Source organism: Rathayibacter sp. AY1D2, from assembly GCF_002932695.1.
GTDB lineage: Bacteria > Actinomycetota > Actinomycetes > Actinomycetales > Microbacteriaceae > Rathayibacter.
On sequence record NZ_PSVX01000006.1, the window covers coordinates 26,437 to 44,487 of the forward strand.

Below are 18,051 nucleotides of genomic sequence, written 5' to 3' on the forward strand. Positions count from 1 at the left end.
GCGGGTCGGCCTCCCGACGGAGCCCCGGGACGCGGCTCGACGAGGCGCGGGGGACTTACTTGTCGCGGCAAGTAGTGGGTAGGGTGGGGGGATGAGTGCGCCCGAGACACGCTGGCTGACGCCCGATCAGCTCGACGCCTGGCTGCGCTTCATCGCGGTCGTGGAACTGCTGCCGGGCGCCCTCGACACTCAGCTGCAGCGCGACGCGGGACTCACGCACTTCGAGTACCTGACGCTGGCGATGCTGTCCGAGGCGCCCGACCGCGCCCTCCGGATGACCACGCTCGCCGCCCGCACCAACGCGACCCTGCCCCGGCTCTCGCACGTGGTGACCCGCCTCGTCGCCCGCGGCTACCTCGAGCGCCGCCCCTGCGCCTCCGACGGCCGCGCCACGAACGCGGTGCTCACCGACGCCGGCCTCCAGAAGATCGTCGACACGGCGCCCGGTCACGTCGCGACCGTGCTGGCCGACGTCATCGATCCGCTCGACGCCGAGCAGATCCCGCAGCTGGCCGACATCATGTCGCGCATGCTCGCCCGGCTCGACCCCGAGGGCAGGATGACGGTCGACGCCGTGCGCTCCTCGCTCGGAGACCCCGACACCCGCTCCTGCTGAGCGCGCCGACCCTCACTCCCGGGGCGGACCGGCCTCGGCCGCGGCCGGATCGGTGTACAGGGACTCCCGGACGTGGCCGTCAGGGTCCTCGAGGCCGCGCGCCCGCATGGAGCCGAGGTCCTGCACCGCGACCGGCTCGGCGCCGCCGGAGGCCGGCCCGTTCCCGTCCACCTCGCCGACCTCCTCCGGCTGCCGACGCTCACCGCGAAGAGGGCCTGCACCTGGGAGCGCGCGTCGATGATCTCCTTCGACCTGGAGGTCGAGAAGGAGGGGTGCGGGAGGAGCATCGCGGACACGTGCTCGGAGGCGACGGAGCAGGCGGCGTCGTCGCTGAACAGAGGATTCAGGGCTGAAAAGGGGATCCAGGGTCCGGCCGAGCGCCGTGGAGAACGCCCTCGAGCGCTCCGGATCCGTGAACGGGAGGTCGACGAGGATCGAGTCGACGGCCCTCCGCGTCAGTACAGCGATCGGCCGCGCGACACGCGGGAATCGGTGCCATCATCGCCTCGTGCAGTTCACCACGACGCTCTTCCAGATCGGCAACAACACCGGCATCGAGGTGCCGCCCGAGGTCCTCGAGGCACTCGGCGGCGGCAAGCGTCCCGCCGTCGCGGTGACGGTGAACGGCTACCGCTTCACCAGCACGGTCGGAGCGATGGGCGGACGCGCGCTCATCCCGTTCTCGGCCGAGAAGCGCCGCGAGACGCAGCTCGCCGGCGGTGACGCGATCGACGTCGTGATCGAGCTCGACACCGCGCCGCGCGAGGTCGTCGTGCCGGAGGACCTGGCGTCCGCGCTGGCCTCGGCGGGCGCTGCGGAGCGCTTCGCCGCGCTCTCGCCCAGCGCGCGGAAGGCCCACGTCACGTCGGTCGAGGGCGCGAAGGCCACCGAGACGAGGGCGCGCCGCGTCGCCTCGATCGTCGCGGCGCTCGCCGGCTGACGGGCGCGCCACGGTCCGGAACGCCACCTCGTCGCCGGATAGGCTGCCTCCGGCGCCCCACGGCGGAGCGCCCTGGAAGCGGAGTCGGGGGACTTGATGGGTGCGGTTCGGCGTTGGGTGTTCCCGATCGTGTGGATGGTCATCATCGGAGCCGCGAGCATCGCCCTGGTGAAGATCGCGTTCTTCCCGGACGGCGCGGCCGAGGCCGATCCGACGCAGCCGACCGGTGAGATCACCGAGCCGACCGTCACGGTCGCCCGCGGCACGGTCACCAACGACCTCACCCTCCAGGGCACCGTCGCCGCCGACCCCGCCGTGCCGCTGAAGGCGACAGCGGCCGGAACGGTCGACGACGTCTACGTGCAGCAGGGCGCGGCCGTCGCGTCGGGCGATCTCATCTACGACATCCGCGTCGAGACTCCGCGCGACCCGGTCGAGACGACCGGCCCGGACGGCGCCGTCACCCTCACCCAGCAGGAGCCCTCCGTGCGCTTCGAGCGGGTCTACGCCGCGACCGGCGGCACCCTCAGCGCCCTCGGCGTCATCCACGACCAGGCCGTCACGGTCGGCGAGGTGACCGGACAGGTCGCGCCGCCGAGCTACGCCGTCACCGGCACGATCGACGCGCAGCAGCTCTACCGCATCCAGAACCGGCCGACGGAGGCGCAGGTCGCGATCACCGGCGGGCCCGCGGGCTTCACCTGCACCGACCTCACCATCAGCACCCCTCTCGCCGGAGCCGGCGAGGGCGGCACGACCGGCGGCGCGACGGACGGCGGCGGCGGTGGAACCTCGACCGGCGGCTCCGGCACGAGCTTCACCTGCCAGGTGCCGACGGAGGTCACCGTGTTCCCCGGGCTCGCCGCCTCGGTGACGCTCGCGGGAGGCAAGGCGGAGGACGTCCTCGTCGTGCCGACCACCGCGGTCGAGGGCACCGCCCAGTCCGGCGTCGTGTTCCGCCGGGCGGACGACGGCAGCACCGAGGAGGTCCCGGTAACGCTGGGACTCACCGACGGCAGCTCCGTCGAGATCACCGGCGGAGTGGAGGAGGGCGCCGAGCTCCTGCAGTTCGTCCCGGGCGCGGAGGAGGCTGCTCCCGACGTCCAGCTGGGCGGCGACTGCATCGCGCAGCCCGACGGCTCGGTCTTCTGCTCGTGACCATCCTCCGGCTCGAGGGGATCCGCAAGGTCGTCCCGCTGCCCGATGCACCGCCGCTGACGATCCTCGACGGCGTCGATCTCGAGGTGGGCGAGGGCGACCACGTCTCGGTCGTGGGGCGCAGCGGTTCCGGCAAGTCGACGCTGCTCAACATCCTCGGACTCATCGACGAGCCGACCGAGGGGCGGATGCTGCTCGAGGGTGCTCCCACCGAGACCCTGTCCTCGCGGGCCCGCGCGCGCATCCGCGGCGGCAGCATCGGCTTCATCTTCCAGCAGTTCAACCTGCTGGAGGGGCGGACCGCCCGCGAGAACGTGATGACGCCGCTGCTCTACGCGACCGGATCGGAGTTCTGGCGCCGCCGCGACCTCGCGGCCGAGATGCTGGAGCGCGTCGGCCTCGGGCACCGCGTGGACTCGATGCCCGGGCGCATGTCCGGCGGCGAGCAGCAGCGGATCGCGATCGCCCGCGCCCTGGTGCGCCGACCGCGGCTGATCCTCGCCGACGAGCCGACGGGCGCCCTCGACACCGACACCGGCGAGAGCGTGATGGGCCTGCTCGACGAGATCGCCCGCGAGTCCGGCTCCGCGCTGGTCACCATCACCCACGACCCGGCCATCGCGGCGCGGGCCGAGCGCCACTATCGGCTCGACCACGGCCGCCTGGGCTCGACCGCGGATGCGGGCCCCGTCGCCGAGGGGGTGGTCCTCTGATGCGCGCGCTCGTCGGGATCGCCGGCGCGATCGTCGAGGCGTGGACCGAGCTGCGGATCCACCGCGGACGCGTGCTGCTCTCGCTGATCGGAGTCGCGGTGGCCGTCGCCGCCCTGACCGCGGTCGTCGCCGCCGGCGGCATCGCCCGCCAGGCCAGCATCGAGCAGGCCGAGCGCTCCAGCGGGCGCCCGGCGAGCCTCTTCCTCTCCGCCTACCCCTCCGGCACCGGCACCGCCGAGGTGGATGCCGACGCACTCCAGGCCGCGTGGACCGGTGCGCTCGAGCGCTACTCCATCACCTACGCGAGCCGCTCGACCTACGGCAGCGCGCGCGTCCAGTTCGCCGACGGCGCCGTCGACGTCGCGGTGCAGGCGGTCGACCAGCCCTTCGCCGAGATGCACCGGCTGAAGATCGTGGACGGCTCCTGGTTCACCGCCCGCGACTCCCAGCGCCTCGCTCCCGCCCTCGTCGTCAACGAGCGCTTCTGGGAGCGGATCGGGAGCCCGGATCTGCGCACCCACCCGGTGGTCACCCTGCTCGGCTCCGAGCGCGACGTCACGGGCGTGGTGGTCGGCGTGACTCCCTCCTCGCAGTTCGAGACGGATCCGTCGATGATGATGCTCGCGGACGCCTACCCGGCGGTCGCCCGCGACGCCGACCCGCAGTACGGCGGGCAGGGCGTGCCGAACTACGAGATGTGGGTGCCGCTCGACCTGGCCGAGCCCCTCGCCGCGGCGGTGGAGCGCGACGTGGCCGGCGCCCTGGGATCCGACTTCGAGGTGTCGGTCGACCGGCAGGACTACCTGGTCTACGACTCCGACCCCTTCGGCGTGCTGACCTGGGTGATCGGCGGCGTGGCGGGCCTGGTGCTGGCGCTCGGCGCGCTCGGACTGCTCAACATCGCCCTGGTCACCGTCCGGCAGCGGATCCGCGAGATCGGCATCCGGCGCAGCTTCGGCGCCTCCTCCGGCCGCATCTTCTTCTCGATCATGATGGAGAGCGTCGTGGCGACCGTCGTCGCGGGAGTGGTCGGCGTGACGGTCGCGGTCATCCTCGTCACCAACCCGTGGACGGTGGCCTTCGTGCAGGACAACGGGATCGCCGACATCCCGCCTTTCCCGGCCGAGGCGGCGCTGCTCGGGCTCGGGGCGGCGACCCTCGTCGGCGCGCTCGCGGGCCTGGTGCCGGCGATCGTCGCCGTGCGGGTGAAGGTGATCGACGCGATCCGCTACTGAGGCCCGCCGAGGGTGACGACGAGCTCGTCGCCCTCGAGCGCGGCGTGCGCGTCGGAGTAGTGCGCGATCCGGGGCAGCCCCCGCGTGCTCGAGCTCTCGTGGCTCCCGACGACGATCACGCGCATGCCGGCGTCCAGACCCGCCCGGATGCCGGCCTCGGCGTCCTCGAACACCAGCGCGTCCTCGGGGGAGACTCCGAGCAGGGCCGCGGCGGCGAGGTAGCCGTCGGGAGCAGGCTTGCCGTTCGCGACGTCGTGCGCGGTGACGACGGTGTCGGGGGAGGGGACGCCCGCCGCGGCCAGACGGGCGGCCGCCAGTGCCGGGCTCGCGGACGTGACCAGGGCGACGCGCTCGCGGGGGAGTGAGGCGAGGAACGCCGTCGCGCCGGGGATCTCGACGGTGCCCTCGGTGTGCTCGAGCTCGTACGCGTCGAGCTCCGCGACGATCGCGTCGACGTCGCTGCCGGCCGGAGCGAAGCGGCGGACGCTGTCGGCGGCGCGGACACCGTGAACGGCGCCGAGCACCGCGTCGTGGTCGAGAGCGAAGCGCTCGGCGAAGGCGCCCCAGATGGTCTCCACGACGGCCGTCGAGTCGACGAGCGTCCCGTCCATGTCGAAGAGGGCGGCGCGGGCTCGGAGGAGGTGGGGCATGCGTCCATCCTGGCGGTCGGCGGGCTCCGGCGCCTGCCGGTGCGGACAGCGCTCGGACAGCGCGCGATCAGCCCGCCCTCAGGCCATGCATCGTGTCGCGGCGCTACGGTGGTCCGAGATCGCGGGCAGACGCCCGGAGGGGAGTGGAGGACGCCATGACGGACGACAACGGAACCGGCACGGACCAGGGCGCGAGCACGGGCGGCGAGGCCTCCGGACCCCGCGCCGGGTGGTACCCGGACCCGGCGGGCTCGTCCCGTCAGCGCTGGTGGGACGGGACCGGCTGGACGGAGTCGCTCCGCGACGCGCCGGCGGCCACTCCCACCGCCCCGGCCGAGAGCGGGTCGGCGCAGGCCGCCGCGACTCCCGTTCCGCCGACCGCACCGACTCCGCCTGCGCCGCCCGCCGAGCGTCCCGCCTACGGGGAGACGTCGAGCGGAGCGGCGACGAGCTACGGGCAGTCGGCCTCGGGTCGGTATCCGCAGCAGCCGTCGTCCGCCGACCCGCAGCAGAGCTACGGCCAGCAGGGCTACGGGCAGCAGGGCTACGGGCAGGGCTACGGCCAGCAGGGCGCCGGCCAGCAGCAGCCGCAGCAGCCGCAGCAGGGCTACGGCCAGCAGGCTCCCCAGCAGTACGGCCAGCAGCCGCAGCAGCCCTACGGCCAGCAGCAGCCGCAGTACCCGGCCTATGCCGCGGCTCCGGGAGCACCCGTGCAGCAGCGCGACACGAGCATCGTCACGTCCACCCCGTGGATCTGGGTGGTGGTTCTCCTGCCGCTGCTCTCGGCGCTGTCGATCTTCCTCCTCCCGCCGAGCGCGATCGTCGACTCGTCGATGGCCTCGACCTACGGGCCGAGCTCCTCGATGGGGATGTCGACCGCCTACCTCGTCGGCCTCGGCGTGCTCCAGGTCGTCGGCTTCCTGATCTACGCGGCGGAGGTCGTCTTCGCCTTCCTCGACTGGCGCCAGCTGAAGCGAGCCGGCCTGCAGCGTCCGTTCCACTGGGCGTGGGCCTTCCTCGCCGCTCCCTACGTCTACGTGATCGGCCGCAGCGTGGTCGTGAAGCGCGTGACCGGCGGCGGACTCCTCCCGCTCTGGGTCTTCCTCGGCGTCGTGGTCGTGTCGTTCCTCATCGCGATCGGCTGGACGGTGTCGCTCTTCTCCCAGATGACGCAGGCCTTCGCTCCCGCGGGCTTCTGAACCCGTGCGCGCCGCCGATCTCGTCCTGACCGGCGGCGCCGTCTTCACCGCCGACGCCGTGCGCTCCCGAGCGCACGGCGTCGCTGTCGTCGGAGGGCGGATCGTCGCGGTCGGCGCCGACGCCTCCGACCTGATCGGGCCGCGCACCGAGGTGGTCGACCTCGAGGGCCGGATGCTCGTCCCCGGCTTCCAGGACGCCCACGTGCACCCGGTCTGGGGCGGTGCCGCGCTGCTGCGCTGCTGGCTCGGAGCGGGAGGGTCGCCCGCCGAGCACCTGGCGACGGTCGCCGAGTACGCGGCTCGGGAGAGCGGAGCGGAGTGGATCCTCGGCGGCGGCTGGAACCTGCCCGACTTCCCCGGAGGCACTCCGACCGCCCGCGAGCTCGACACGGTCGTCCCTGACCGGCCCGCCTTCCTCACCAACGCCGACGGGCACGGTGCCTGGGTCAACTCCGCCGCACTGCGCCTCGCGGGGATCGACCGCACGACGCCGGACCCCGCCGACGGCCGCATCGAGCGCCTGGCCGACGGCACCCCCTCCGGCACCCTGCACGAGGGGGCGATGGACGCGGTCCGCCGCCACCTCCCGCCCGCGAGCGCGGACGAGCTCCACCGCGCGCTGCTCCTCGGGCAGGAGACCCTGCACTCGTTCGGAGTGACGGCGTGGCAGGACGCGATCATCGGCTCCTACGGCGATGTGGGAGATCCCGGTCCGGTGTACCGCCGCGCGGCGCTGAGCGGCGAGCTGACCGGGCGCGTCCGCGGTGCGCTGTGGTGGGATCGGGGCCGCGGCGTCGAGCAGATCCCGGAGCTCGTCGAGCGGCGCGCGGCGCTCGCCGCCGACCGCTTCGCTCCGACGACCGTCAAGATCATGCAGGACGGGGTCGCCGAGAACTTCACGGCGGCGATGCTCGAGCCCTACCTCGACGGGCACGGCGGCCACGGTCACGGCGACGGCCTCTCGATGGTCGACCCGCGCCTCCTGAACGAGGCCGTGCCGCTCCTGGACGCGGCCGGGTTCCAGGTGCACTTCCACGCGATCGGCGATCGCGCCGTGCGCGAGTGCCTGGACGCGGTCGACCGGACGATCGAGGCGAACGGGCGCCGCGGCAACCGCCACCACCTCGCGCACCTGCAGGTCGTGCATCCGGACGACCTGCCGCGCTTCCGTGCGCTCGACGTCGCGGCGAACCTGCAGATGCTGTGGGCCTCGGCGGAGCCGCAGATGGTGGAGCTGACGCTGCCGTTCCTCGGTGAGCGGCGCGGCTCGTGGCAGTACCCGTTCGGCGATCTGCTCCGCTCGGGCGCGGTGCTCGCGTCGGGGAGCGACTGGCCGGTGTCGACGCCCGACCCGCTCGCCGCGATCCACGTCGCGGTGAACCGCCTCTCGGCGCCGTCCGAGCGCGAGCCGGGGTGGAGCGAGGAGGTGTTCCTCCCGGAGCAGCGCCTCGACCTCGCCACCGCCCTCTCCGCCTCCACGGCCGGCTCGGCGTGGGTGAACGGCCTGGAGGGCGAGTCGGGCTCGATCGCCGTGGGACTCGCGGCGGACTTCGCCCTGCTGGACCGGGACCCCTTCGCCGGCGACCCCGGGGCGATCGGGGACACCCGGGTGCTGGGCACCTGGATCGGCGGGGAGCGCGTCCACACCGCAGCGGACGCGCCCGCCTGATCCGGGTCGTTCAGGAGGCGGCGCTCAGCAGGTGATCGCTCCGCCGATGATCCCCGCGAGCAGCCCGCCGGTCGCGGAGGCGATCGCGCCGGGACCGGAGATCGCACCGATCACCCCGCCGGTCGCGGCACCGCTGACGCCGCTTCCGGCGACGCAGTGGCCCCACTCGGGCGAGCTCCAGTCGCTGTTCAGGTGCAGGCCGCGCACCGCGGAGCGGGACGCCGAGTCCGGGGCGAAGTGGAAGGTGAGCGTGTCGGAGTCGTCGATCGACCAGTGGCCCGACACGGTGCGGCCGCGTCCGACGTCGATCCTCTCCGGGAGTGTGTCGGACGTCTCGGCGCCGTCCGTGAAGCCGACCCCGCCGCCCGCCAGCTCGACGATCCGAGTGCCGTCGGTGACGTCGAAGGTCACCGTCGACGCCGATCCGCCCCGTGCCTCGAGGTGCACCCGGCTGCTCGTCTCCTGCCTCGCCGGCTCGGCGTGCGCGGCCTGCGCTGTGAACAGCGGCACCGCCAGCAGAGCGGCCGCCGCCGCGACCAGTGCCGTGCTCGTCCTCTGTCGTTCCATCGTCGTTCCCTCCCTCGGATTCCGATCCAGGAGGGAGGGCTCAGCGCCGCCGGTCGACGAGGGCGAGGACGACGGACGCCACCGCTGCCGCGACGGCGGCGGTGACCACGACGTCCCACGGATCCTCGGCGCCCACCGCGGTCGCGACGAGGTGCCCGGCCAGGACGCCGACGAACAGTGCCGGCAGCATCAGCCAGATGCGCCGTCTCCGTCGTGCCGCCGTACCGGCCTGTTCCCTGTCGCTCACGCTCGCCCTCCTGGATTCACCATACAGGTATGGAGTACCAGGCGGTCGCGACGCGCGTCGAGGAGGTGGCGCGATCCGTCAGGCCTCGCTGCGCTGGATGAGGCGGGAGAGGACGATCGCGGAGCGCGTGTGGTCGACGTTGGGCGCGATGCGGACCTTCTCGAGGGCGAGCTCGAGGCTGGGGATGTCGCGCGAGCGGATGTGGACGATCGCGTCGGCGGAGCCGGTGACCGTGCCCGCGTCGACGACCTCGGGGACCGCGGAGAGGATGCGGCGGAGCTCGTCCGGAGCGACGGTGCCGCGGCAGAAGAGCTCGACGTAGGCCTCGGTGGCCATGCCGTCGACCGCGGGGTCGACCTTGATCGTGAAGCCGCGGATCACGCCGTCGGCCACGAGGCGGTCGACGCGGCGCTTCACCGCGGAGGCGGAGAGCCCGACCACGCCGCCGATGTCGCCGTAGCCCGCGCGGGAGTTCTGGCGCAGCAGATCGAGGATCTTCCGATCGATGTTGTCCATGCTCCGAGGATAGGCGCGGCCGGAGCGGCGCCTGGACGGCAGCAGAGTGCCACTGGAGATTCGTGACGCCCGGCTATATAGTTGCTCTCGGTCAATAGTTGATCGCGGTCAACTAGAACCGCCGCCGTGCTGAAGAGGAGCCCATGTCACACCCCGAACACCGCGCCGCATCGCGCGGAACCACCGCGCCGCACGCCCCCGCCGGGCCGGACGGCGCCATGTCGCACCGCCAGGTGCTCGAATCGCTCAGCGGCCTGCTGCTGGGCATGTTCGTCTCGATCCTCGCGGGCACGGTCGTGTCGACCTCGCTGCCCCGGATCATCTCCGACCTCAAGGGCGACCAGAACGCCTACACCTGGGTCGTCACCGCGACCCTGCTCGCGACCACGGTCTCCACCCCGCTCTGGGGCAAGTTCGCCGACCTGTTCAACCGCAAGCTGCTGATCCAGCTCGCCCTCGGGCTGTTCGTCATCGGCTCCGCTCTGGCCGGCTTCTCGCAGGACACGAACATGCTGATCGTCTTCCGCGTGTTCCAGGGCCTGGGCGCCGGCGGACTCGCCGCGCTGAGCCAGATCATCATGGCCGACATCATCAGCCCCCGTGAGCGCGGCAAGTACGCCGGCCTCTTCGGCGGCGTGATGGCGATCGGCACCGTCGGCGGCCCGCTCCTGGGCGGCGTCGTGACCGACGCGTTCGGCTGGCGCTGGAACTTCTTCATCGCGATGCCCGTCGCGATCGTCGCGATCGTCCTCCTCCAGATGACCCTCCGCCTCCCCGCGCACCCGAAGCGCAAGGTGCGGATCGACTACCTCGGCGCCGTGCTCATCGCGGGCGGAGTCTCGCTCCTGCTGATCTGGGTCTCCCTCGCCGGCAAGAACTTCGACTGGGCCTCGTGGGAGACCGCGGTCATGGTCGGCGGCGCCGTCGTGCTGCTCATCGCCGCCGTGATCACCGAGCTCACCGTGGCCGAGCCGATCATCCCGATGGGGATGTTCAAGAACCGCACCTTCAGCCTCGCCGTCGTGGCGAGCATCTCGGTCGGCGTCTCGATGTTCGGCGTCGCCGTCTTCCTCGCGCAGTACATGCAGCTGGCCCGCGGAGCCACGCCGACCCAGTCGGGCCTGCTCACCATCCCGATGATGGCCGGCCTGCTGATCGCCTCGACGATCTTCGGCGGGATCATCTCCCGCACCGGCAAGTGGAAGGCGATCATGATCAGCGGCGGCGTGCTCGCCGTGATCGGAACCTCCCTCCTCAGCACCCTCCGCTACGACACGGACCTGGTCCTCGTCGGGATCTACATGGCCGTCCTCGGCGCCGGCCTGGGCATGCTGATGCAGAACCTCGTCCTGGTGGTGCAGAACTCGATCGAGGTGAAGAACCTCGGCGTCGCGACCAGCGCGGTCACGTTCTTCCGCAGCCTCGGCGGCACCGTCGGAGTCTCGGTCCTGGGCTCGATGCTCGGCACCGTGATCGCCGACCGCATCAAGACCGGCATCGCGGGGCTCGCTCCCGCCGACCAGGCTCTCGCCGCGCAGGCGCTGGGCAGCGGCACGATCCCGCGGCCGGCCACCCTGCCCGACGCCGTGCGCGTCGTGGTCGAGAGCGCCTACGGGATCGGCGTCGGCGACGTGTTCCTCTACAGCATCCCGCTCGCCGTGGTCACGCTGATCGCCGTCGTCCTCCTGCCCAACGTGAGCCTCGGCTCGAAGAACGCGGTGCAGCTCAAGGCGGAGCCGACCACTCCGCTGCAGGCCGCGGAGGACGCCCTCATCGCCGCCTCGGACGGCCAGGCGGCGCTCCGCCCCGTCGGCCAGGCCCGGCGGACGGACGACGCGACGCACGCCCGGGAGGGTCGCGAGGCCACTCCCGCCGGACACGGCCGCCACGCCGACGAGGAGCGGCAGGAGGAGCCGATCGGGCACGCCCGGCACGCTGCTCCCACCGGCTCCGTCGACGTGATCGAGCGCTCCTGATGCCCGCCGCCGCGCCCTCGGCCGAGGCGCTGCACGAGGTCGAGGAGCAGATCACCGTGCTCGCCGTCCAGGTGCGCCTCGCCGTCCGGGACGCGGCGGCGTCGATCGACCCGGCGCTGCCGCCCTTCGGACTGCGGCTGCTGCGGATCCTCGAGCGCTGCGGTCCGGTCCACTCCGGCGCCGCGGCGGAGCGGCTCGGGGTCGACCGCAGCGCGATCAGCCGCCAGGCCCGCCAGCTCGCCGAGCTGGGCCTGGTCGAGATGACCTCCGATCCCGCCGACGGCCGAGCGCGGTTCCTCTCGCTCAGCGCGGCGGGATGCGAGCGGATGCGCGACCTCGGGGGCCGTCAGCGGCAGCGGATGCAGGAGGCGCTGAGCGCCTGGCCCGAGGAGGACCTGCGCGCGTTCGCGGGATACCTGGAGCGGCTGACCGCGGCGGAGTGAGCCGCGTGATCTGAACGAGTGGCGCGGACCGATGCGGTCCGCGCCACTTCTGCGTGCCGCCGGACGCGGCGCGGGCGCGCTGACCGCGCGCCGTCTCGCGCCACCCGGTGCCGACGCCGTCGTGGTCGTTCTACATTTCCTGAGATGTTCTCACTCAGGAGGCGATGACCCTGTTCTCTTTCGACCATGCAGCAGCGGCGGAGCTGGTCCGCGCCTCGGACGAGGCGGCGGAGGCGCTCGCCTCCCAGGAGCTGCTGAGGTCCGTCGCTGCCGAGTACGCACTGGGCGAGTTCCGCGGCGCGTACGCCGAGCTGTTCCGCCGTGTCCGCCTCTGCGACAGGGAGAACCGCGGTCGGCTGAGCGCCGAGCTGCACGAGCTCGCCGACACGGTTCGGCTCGTGGCACGGAAGGCCGAGGAGGAGCGTCGGCGCCGGGAGGAGTACGCGGCCTGGGAGCGGCGGGCGGACGAGCGCGAGCAGCAGCGCCGCCTCGATCCGGTCGCGGCCCTCGCGGCGGGAGTCGACGAGGTCGTCGACCGGCCGCCGTCCGATCGGCCGGTCGTGCCTCCGCCGATCCGTGCGCTGTTCTCCCCCCGGTCGGTGCCCCGCACGTCCCCGGGCGGCCCCGCCGCGGGAGGCACGACCTCCGCCGACCCCGAGCGCCTCGACGTCTTCGTCTCGCAGACCCGGCAGGCGGACGAGGCGATGCGCTCCCGGCTCCAGGATCTGATGGCCGCCTGGGGAGCCTTCGGCAACCGCTGCTCGTGGGCGCCGGTCGAGTCCTTCTCGGTGCTCCGGGGCTTCCGCGAGCTGCTGTCGATCGGTGCGGCCGACGCGACCTGGGTCGAGCAGATCTCCCTGGCCTTCACCGCCGCCGGGGGAGCGGCGCTCTCCGTTCCCGTCCTCGACGCCGTCGGCACCCTGGCGCGGCCCCGGGGCGGCCGGAGCCTGCTCGACTCCCTCGCGGCGCTCTCGTCCGACGATCTCGCGACACTCCTGGCGGCGTCGCCCGACCTCGCGGCGCGCCTCGGGCGACTGGCTCCGACCCTCGTGAACGACTGGTGGCGGAGCCTCGACTCCACGGACGGCGCGATCTTCTCGCCGCAGCAGGAGGCGCTGGTCGCCGGTCTGCCCGGGGTGATCGGGAATCTGGAGGGGGTGCCCTACCGCGCCCGGGCGAGGGCGAACGAGAGGGCGCTGAGGGCGCGGATCGCGGCGCTGAGGAGCGAGGCGGCGGGCCTGCGCGGGAAGGCGGGCGACGGGGAGCGACTCGCGGCGGTGGAGTCGCAGCTGGTGGCGCTGAGGGACGTGCGGGCATCGCTGCGGCGCGGTCTCGGTCAGGACTCGCGCTTCCTCGTCTCCCTGACCGCCGACGAGCCTCCGCTGGCCGCTGTCTCGATCGGCGATCCCGACACCGCCACGAACGTCACCTACGCCGTCCCCGGGATGGGGCAGACGACGGAGAGCATGACCCGATGGGCGAAGGCGTCGCAGAATCTGCAGTCGCTCCTCCCGCCCGGCAGCGCCGTCGTCTCCTGGATCGGCTACGAGACCCCGCCGATGGCGCGGCTCGGCGGGAACGGCATGGACGTCCTCACCTCGAACCAAGCCGTCGCCGGCGGCGCCGCACTCGCCTCGGCTGTCCAGGGGCTCTCCGCGGTCCGGGGCGACGACCTGCCGAAGCCGAACGTCGTCGCCCACTCCTACGGCAGCACCGTCATGGCCGTCGCCGCCTCGCGCTCGGACGTCGAGCTCGGGGTCGTCGTGACGCTGGGCTCGGCCGGCCTCCCGGACAGCGTCGACGAGGCGAGCGACCTGCACGCGGAATCCGTCTTCGCGGGGCAGGCGCGGGACAAGTACCTCGGCGAGACCGAGAGCGGCGACGAGGCCGCGTGGATGGGCCGCGCCTTCAGCTGGAACCACCATACGGATCCCGCTGACGAGGACTTCGGCGCGCGCGTCTTCGGTGTGGAGACCGGAGGCGACGCCGGGAGGATCGTGACGGATCACGCTGCGCTGAAGAGCGACGACGGCGATCTCGCGGGGTACCTCGACACGAACACCGAGTCCCTGCAGAACGCGGCGTGGGCCGTCTCCCGGCGACTCGACCTGCTGACCGAGAACCGGCCGCTCGGACCGACCGCCTTCCAGAAGGCGGTCGTGGGAGCCTCCCATGGCGGGTAGAGGCTCTCCTCAGCGGACGGGCGTCGCGCTGACCGTCGCCGCTCTGCTCGTGATGTCGATGAACGCTTGTGCAACGGAGAAGGAGGCGAGACCGGTGAGCACGATGAGTCCTCGGGAGGGTCGGGATCGGGTGGTGGAGTTCGTGCGGGACTCCGCGGGGCGGCTCGATGTGGAGGGGTGGTGGCCGCGGAGCGGCGCGGCCAGGCCCGATGTGTGCGGCCCCGGCGACCGGGTGAGCGGTGCGAGCTACAGCTACGCCTGGTGGGCCCCGGCGGGCACCGATGTCGAGGGGGATGCGCGGAAGGTCGCGGACTACTGGGAGTCGCTGGGGATGACGGTGAGAGTGACCGATTCGACTCCGCGCCCGACGGTCTACGGGCAGGGCGGACCGGTGCTGCGGGCGAGCTTCGTCACCGGCGCTGTCGAGGAGATGTACATGATCGGGGCGGAGATGCCGTGCGCGCCCGGCGATTTCGAATCACTCCTCCTCGAGGACGAGGCTCAGCGCGCGGCGGGCGCGGTCCTTCCGGGTGATGAAGGGGTCGTCCCGAAGCCGGATCCGTGGGACCTCCCACTCCAGTCCGATCCGTCGGGTTCCGGCTCGGAGGGATGAGCCGCCCCGTCCACCGCGTCCGGATCGGAGATGCCGACGTCGCTTCCGTTGCCGGGGGAGGGGTCGGCCTCAGCGCGGTGCGCCCACCAGCTGCGCGACGTGCACGACGAAGGCGCGGCGGCGGTCGCGCGTCTCCTCCCCGCCCCGGGAAGCGAAGGGGGTGAGGTGCCAGATCTCGCAGAGGCCGAGGAGGGCGATGAAGAGGTCGTCGGCGGACCAGCTCGCGTCGACGACGCCGGCGCGCTGCCACTCGAGGACCCGGGCCTCGGGGGCGGGGACCCCGCCGAGCTGCTCGCCGGCCTCCTCCCAGACGCCGGCTCCCTCCAGGCGCGCCCAGGTGAGCAGGCGCAGGAACTCCGGGTGCTCCCACACGTGGTCGAACATGCGGCCCGCGAGGTCGGGGAGGTCCGCCGCCTCGGCGAGGAGCGTCTCGTCGAGAGCGCCGAGCGCCTCGACGACGGTCGCGACGAACAGGCCGCGCTTGCCGCCGTAGTAGGCGTAGAGCCGCTCCTTGTTCAGACCCGCGGCCGCGGCCACACGGTCGACCCGGGCGCCCGCGAAGCCGTGGGCGGCGAACTCGACGGAGGCCGCGCGGAGGATCCGCTCGCGCGCGGGCAGCGCCGCATCGGATGTCGGCTCCATGGTTCACCTCCGGGCGCTCGAACGATACACTCTTCTTCGCCCAACCAACTGGTTGGGGTGGTTCGGCCCCGATGACGCGGCTCGGATCCGGACCCGCCGGTCCCGCTCCGCTCCGTGTGAAAGGCCGCGATGCCCTCCCCGTCCGCTCCCTCCTCCGCCCGCCGCTGGTGGGTGCTCGTGATCCTCGCGCTCACGCAGCTCGTCGTCGTGCTCGACGGCACCATCGTCACGATCGCCCTCCCCGCCGCGCAGGCCGATCTCGGCCTCACCGACGTCGAGCGCCAGTGGGTCGTCACCGCCTACGCCCTCGCGTTCGGCGCGCTCCTGCTCCTGGGCGGCCGCATCGCCGACTACACCGGCCGCAAGCGCACCTACCTGATCGGGATGATCGGCTTCGGCGCCGCCTCCGCCTGGGGCGGCCTCGCCACCTCCGGCACCGAGCTGATCGCCGCCCGCGGGCTGCAGGGCGCCTTCGCCGCGCTGCTCGCTCCGGCCGCTCTGGCCCTCCTCACCGTCTCCTTCCCCTCCGGCCGCGAGCGGGGCACGGCCTTCGCCGTCTTCGGAGCGGTCGCCGGAGCGGGCGCCGCCGTCGGCCTCGTGCTGGGCGGGCTGCTCACCGAGTTCGCCGACTGGCGCTGGTGCCTCCTCGTCAACGTCCCCGTCGTCGTGGTCGGCGCGATCGCCGGCCAGCTGCTCGTCACCGAGAGCCGCGCGGAGGGGCGCAACCGCTTCGACGTCGCCGGGACGATCACCGTCGCGCTCGGGCTCGCGAGCGTCGTCTACGGCTTCACCCTCGCCGAGCAGGGCTGGCTCCGCGTCGACACCCTCGGCTTCCTCCTCGTCGGCGTGCTGCTGCTGGCCCTCTTCGTGCGGATCCAGGCCCGCTCCGACCACCCGTCGCTGCCGCTGCGCATCGTCGCCGACCGCGTCCGCGGCGGAGCCTTCCTGGTCCAGGCGATCGTCGGCAGCGTGATGATCGGCTCCACCCTCTACCTGACCCTGCACCTGCAGCTGGTCCTGGGCCTGCCGCCGCTCGAGGCGGGCCTGGCCAACCTGCCGATGACGGTGACGATCATGATCGTCGCGGGAGTCGCCGCCAAGCTGCTGCCGCGCACCGGCCCGCGCGTGCTGATGATCGTCGGCCCGCTGATCGCGGCGGCCGGGCTCCTCTACCTGAGCCGCATCACCCCCGACGGCGGCTACCTCCTCGAGGTGCTGCCCGCGCTGATCCTCCTGGGCGTCGGCATGGCGATGGTCTTCGTGCCGCTGCAGAACCTCGCGCTCACCGGAGTCGCGGCCCACGACGCCGGTGCCGCCGGAGCGACCGCGAACGCCGCCATGCAGATCGGCGGCTCGATCGGGCTGTCGATCTTCACGACCCTCTACGCGGGAGTCGCGGGCGAGCAGCAGTCGCCGGTCGCCTTCGTCGACGGCTACTCCGCGGTCTTCGTCGCGGCCGCGATCGGGCTGGTCGTCGCCTCCGTCGTCGCCGTCGCGATGATCCGGGTGAAGAAGGAGGAGTTCCTCGCTCAGGCTCCGAAGGAGGCCGTCGCCCACCTGGGCTGATCCCGGCCTAGGCTCGGAAGCGCCATGCAGCCACTGACCGAGACCGAGATCCGCGAGTCCTTCGTCAACGCCTCCCGCAAGGAGGTCGCCGACCTCGCGCTGCCGAAGGACTTCGACGCGCTGGACTGGTCGGTCATCGACCATCTCGGCTGGCGCGACCGGAGGATGGGCCGCCGCGCCTACGTCGTCGTGCCGCTGGAGGAGCGCCTCGTCGGGGTCCTGCTCACCCAGGCCGACGCCCTGCCGCGCTCGCGGGCGCAGTGCTCGTGGTGCCGCGACGTGCAGCTCCCGAACGACGTCGTCTTCTTCGGGGCGCGGAAGGCCGGAGCGGCCGGGCGGGCGGGGGACTCGCTCGGCACGCTCGTCTGCTCCCGCTTCGAGTGCTCGGTGAACGTGCGGCGGCGCCCGTCGGTGGCCTACATCGGCTTCGACCTCGAGGCGGCGCGAGCGCAGCGGATCGCGACTCTGCGGGCGCGCACCGAGGGCTTCGCGCGCGAGGTGCTCGGCGCGGCGTGACCGCGCTCAGCGGCGCGTTGACGCGCGCACGTGCATCCGCTCGCCCTGGCGGCCGAAGAGGCTGAGGAACTCGACCTGCTGCTCGTCGGCGCGGCCGAACCAGTGCGGCACCCGGGTGTCGAACTCGGCGGCCTCGCCGGCCGGCAGCACCAGATCGTGCTCGCCGAGCCGCAGGCGGAGCCGCCCGCTCAGCACGTAGAGCCACTCGAAGCCCTCGTGCGCGCGCTGCTCCGCCGGCTCCGTCACCGGCCCGGCCGGGAGCGTGTGCTTGAACGCCTGGAGCGCGCCCGCGTCGCGGCTGAGCGGCTGGATGAGCATGCCGTTCCGGCGCACCGGCCGGCCGTGCACGCGGGGATCCTCCGGCGCGGCGCCGACGAGCTCGTCGAGCGGCGCCCCGAGGGCGCGGGCGATCGGGAGGAGCAGCTCCAGCGTCGCGCGGCGGCCTCCGCTCTCGAGGCGCGAGAGGGTGCTCGCCGAGATGCCGGTCTCGGCCGCGAGGGACGCGAGCGTGCGGTCGCGGCGGGTGCGCAGGCGCCGGAGCCGTGGCCCGACGGCGGCGACGATCTCGTCGTCGGACGGGGCGGGCGGGGTCTCGGGCACGA

The 18,051-nt window shown here is 73.2% G+C and carries 20 protein-coding genes; 13 read left to right on the top strand and 7 right to left on the bottom strand.

Annotated elements, in window-relative coordinates:
• The first annotated feature begins 91 nt into the window (after positions 1-91).
• The gene (locus C5D04_RS02455) at positions 92-616 is read left to right on the top strand and encodes a MarR family winged helix-turn-helix transcriptional regulator (protein ID WP_104233099.1); all 525 of its coding nucleotides are present in this window, start codon (positions 92-94) and stop codon (positions 614-616) included.
• A 12-nt stretch (positions 617-628) separates the two neighbouring features.
• Here the strand turns inward: C5D04_RS02455 and C5D04_RS18105 are convergent, their stop codons facing one another.
• Positions 629-787 carry a hypothetical protein gene (locus C5D04_RS18105; protein WP_181133514.1) on the bottom strand — a complete coding sequence of 53 codons (159 nt, stop codon included), beginning with the start codon at positions 785-787 and terminating at the stop codon, positions 629-631.
• Positions 788-1,124: 337 nt separating this feature from the next.
• Here C5D04_RS18105 and C5D04_RS02460 point away from each other — a divergent pair, with 337 nt between their 5' ends.
• The 4 genes from C5D04_RS02460 to C5D04_RS02475 all read left to right on the top strand — a co-directional run bounded on the left by C5D04_RS02460 (position 1,125) and on the right by C5D04_RS02475 (position 4,662).
• Positions 1,125-1,556 (top strand): YdeI/OmpD-associated family protein, encoded by a 432-nt coding sequence (locus C5D04_RS02460; protein ID WP_104314415.1) that lies wholly within the window; start codon positions 1,125-1,127, stop codon positions 1,554-1,556.
• A gap of 135 nt (positions 1,557-1,691) precedes the next feature.
• Positions 1,692-2,714 carry an efflux RND transporter periplasmic adaptor subunit gene (locus C5D04_RS02465; protein ID WP_104246912.1) on the top strand — a complete coding sequence of 341 codons (1,023 nt, stop codon included), beginning with the start codon at positions 1,692-1,694 and terminating at the stop codon, positions 2,712-2,714.
• A complete protein-coding gene (locus tag C5D04_RS02470) occupies positions 2,711-3,427 on the top strand; it encodes an ABC transporter ATP-binding protein (protein WP_104233102.1) in 717 nt (238 codons plus the stop codon). Before C5D04_RS02465 ends, C5D04_RS02470 begins: the two co-directional genes overlap by 4 nt.
• The gene (locus C5D04_RS02475; protein WP_104233103.1) at positions 3,427-4,662 is read left to right on the top strand and encodes an ABC transporter permease; all 1,236 of its coding nucleotides are present in this window, start codon (positions 3,427-3,429) and stop codon (positions 4,660-4,662) included. Before C5D04_RS02470 ends, C5D04_RS02475 begins: the two co-directional genes overlap by 1 nt.
• Here the strand turns inward: C5D04_RS02475 and C5D04_RS02480 are convergent.
• Positions 4,656-5,312: an HAD-IA family hydrolase gene (locus tag C5D04_RS02480; RefSeq protein WP_104347173.1), complete on the bottom strand. Its 657-nt coding sequence runs from the start codon at positions 5,310-5,312 to the stop codon at positions 4,656-4,658. The two genes, C5D04_RS02475 and C5D04_RS02480, sit on opposite strands and share 7 nt — an antisense overlap.
• 155 nt (positions 5,313-5,467) lie before the next feature.
• Between C5D04_RS02480 and C5D04_RS02485 the strand changes: the two genes are divergently transcribed.
• Together C5D04_RS02485 and C5D04_RS02490 are read left to right on the top strand one after the other, a co-directional pair.
• Complete coding sequence (locus tag C5D04_RS02485; RefSeq protein WP_146087829.1) at positions 5,468-6,511, top strand: DUF2510 domain-containing protein; 1,044 nt, start codon at positions 5,468-5,470, stop codon at positions 6,509-6,511.
• Between the two features lie 4 nt (positions 6,512-6,515).
• Positions 6,516-8,180 (top strand): amidohydrolase, encoded by a 1,665-nt coding sequence (locus C5D04_RS02490; RefSeq protein ID WP_104347175.1) that lies wholly within the window; start codon positions 6,516-6,518, stop codon positions 8,178-8,180.
• Between the two features lie 24 nt (positions 8,181-8,204).
• Here the strand turns inward: C5D04_RS02490 and C5D04_RS02495 are convergent, their stop codons facing one another.
• From C5D04_RS02495 to C5D04_RS02500, 3 genes are all read right to left on the bottom strand, one after another.
• A complete protein-coding gene (locus tag C5D04_RS02495) occupies positions 8,205-8,747 on the bottom strand; it encodes a hypothetical protein (RefSeq protein ID WP_104347176.1) in 543 nt (180 codons plus the stop codon).
• Positions 8,748-8,787: 40 nt separating this feature from the next.
• Complete coding sequence (locus tag C5D04_RS17850; protein WP_146076614.1) at positions 8,788-8,994, bottom strand: hypothetical protein; 207 nt, start codon at positions 8,992-8,994, stop codon at positions 8,788-8,790.
• 78 nt (positions 8,995-9,072) lie between these two features.
• Positions 9,073-9,510: an Lrp/AsnC family transcriptional regulator gene (locus C5D04_RS02500; protein ID WP_104222855.1), complete on the bottom strand. Its 438-nt coding sequence runs from the start codon at positions 9,508-9,510 to the stop codon at positions 9,073-9,075.
• Positions 9,511-9,728: 218 nt separating this feature from the next.
• Here C5D04_RS02500 and C5D04_RS02505 point away from each other — a divergent pair, with 218 nt between their 5' ends.
• The 4 genes from C5D04_RS02505 to C5D04_RS02520 all read left to right on the top strand — a co-directional run bounded on the left by C5D04_RS02505 (position 9,729) and on the right by C5D04_RS02520 (position 14,725).
• Positions 9,729-11,486 carry an MDR family MFS transporter gene (locus tag C5D04_RS02505; protein WP_104347177.1) on the top strand — a complete coding sequence of 586 codons (1,758 nt, stop codon included), beginning with the start codon at positions 9,729-9,731 and terminating at the stop codon, positions 11,484-11,486.
• Positions 11,486-11,929, top strand: a complete 444-nt coding sequence (locus C5D04_RS02510) for a MarR family winged helix-turn-helix transcriptional regulator (RefSeq protein ID WP_104222853.1) — start codon at positions 11,486-11,488, stop codon at positions 11,927-11,929. The genes C5D04_RS02505 and C5D04_RS02510 overlap by 1 nt, the downstream gene beginning before the upstream one ends.
• Positions 11,930-12,093: 164 nt before the next feature.
• Positions 12,094-14,112 carry an alpha/beta hydrolase gene (locus C5D04_RS02515; protein WP_104347178.1) on the top strand — a complete coding sequence of 673 codons (2,019 nt, stop codon included), beginning with the start codon at positions 12,094-12,096 and terminating at the stop codon, positions 14,110-14,112.
• 232 nt (positions 14,113-14,344) lie between these two features.
• A complete protein-coding gene (locus tag C5D04_RS02520) occupies positions 14,345-14,725 on the top strand; it encodes a hypothetical protein (RefSeq protein WP_146079695.1) in 381 nt (126 codons plus the stop codon).
• 69 nt (positions 14,726-14,794) lie between these two features.
• On the opposite strand, the gene C5D04_RS02525 is transcribed toward C5D04_RS02520, so the two are convergent.
• The gene (locus C5D04_RS02525) at positions 14,795-15,367 is read right to left on the bottom strand and encodes a TetR family transcriptional regulator (RefSeq protein WP_104297647.1); all 573 of its coding nucleotides are present in this window, start codon (positions 15,365-15,367) and stop codon (positions 14,795-14,797) included.
• Positions 15,368-15,496: 129 nt separating this feature from the next.
• Between C5D04_RS02525 and C5D04_RS02530 the strand changes: the two genes are divergently transcribed.
• Positions 15,497-16,933, top strand: a complete 1,437-nt coding sequence (locus tag C5D04_RS02530) for an MFS transporter (protein WP_104246903.1) — start codon at positions 15,497-15,499, stop codon at positions 16,931-16,933.
• Positions 16,934-16,957: 24 nt separating this feature from the next.
• Positions 16,958-17,449, top strand: a complete 492-nt coding sequence (locus C5D04_RS02535) for an FBP domain-containing protein (protein WP_104347180.1) — start codon at positions 16,958-16,960, stop codon at positions 17,447-17,449.
• Positions 17,450-17,455: 6 nt separating this feature from the next.
• On the opposite strand, the gene C5D04_RS02540 is transcribed toward C5D04_RS02535, so the two are convergent.
• Positions 17,456-18,049, bottom strand: coding sequence for a helix-turn-helix domain-containing protein (locus C5D04_RS02540; RefSeq protein ID WP_104283164.1), 594 nt, complete (start codon positions 18,047-18,049; stop codon positions 17,456-17,458).
• Positions 18,050-18,051 lie beyond the last annotated feature (2 nt).

Bases quoted from the DNA above. Each gene is read 5' to 3' on its own strand.
- C5D04_RS02455 (WP_104233099.1), top strand. From the start codon at position 92: ATGAGTGCGCCCGAGACACGCTGGCTGACGCCCGATCAGCTCGACGCC.
- C5D04_RS02465 (WP_104246912.1), top strand. From the start codon at position 1,692: ATGGTCATCATCGGAGCCGCGAGCATCGCCCTGGTGAAGATCGCGTTC.
- C5D04_RS02475 (WP_104233103.1), top strand. From the start codon at position 3,427: ATGCGCGCGCTCGTCGGGATCGCCGGCGCGATCGTCGAGGCGTGGACC.
- C5D04_RS02480 (WP_104347173.1), bottom strand. From the start codon at position 5,312: ATGCCCCACCTCCTCCGAGCCCGCGCCGCCCTCTTCGACATGGACGGG.
- C5D04_RS02485 (WP_146087829.1), top strand. From the start codon at position 5,468: ATGACGGACGACAACGGAACCGGCACGGACCAGGGCGCGAGCACGGGC.
- C5D04_RS02495 (WP_104347176.1), bottom strand. From the start codon at position 8,747: ATGGAACGACAGAGGACGAGCACGGCACTGGTCGCGGCGGCGGCCGCT.
- C5D04_RS02500 (WP_104222855.1), bottom strand. From the start codon at position 9,510: ATGGACAACATCGATCGGAAGATCCTCGATCTGCTGCGCCAGAACTCC.
- C5D04_RS02505 (WP_104347177.1), top strand. From the start codon at position 9,729: ATGTCGCACCGCCAGGTGCTCGAATCGCTCAGCGGCCTGCTGCTGGGC.
- C5D04_RS02510 (WP_104222853.1), top strand. From the start codon at position 11,486: ATGCCCGCCGCCGCGCCCTCGGCCGAGGCGCTGCACGAGGTCGAGGAG.
- C5D04_RS02515 (WP_104347178.1), top strand. From the start codon at position 12,094: ATGACCCTGTTCTCTTTCGACCATGCAGCAGCGGCGGAGCTGGTCCGC.
- C5D04_RS02525 (WP_104297647.1), bottom strand. From the start codon at position 15,367: ATGGAGCCGACATCCGATGCGGCGCTGCCCGCGCGCGAGCGGATCCTC.
- C5D04_RS02530 (WP_104246903.1), top strand. From the start codon at position 15,497: ATGCCCTCCCCGTCCGCTCCCTCCTCCGCCCGCCGCTGGTGGGTGCTC.
- C5D04_RS02535 (WP_104347180.1), top strand. From the start codon at position 16,958: ATGCAGCCACTGACCGAGACCGAGATCCGCGAGTCCTTCGTCAACGCC.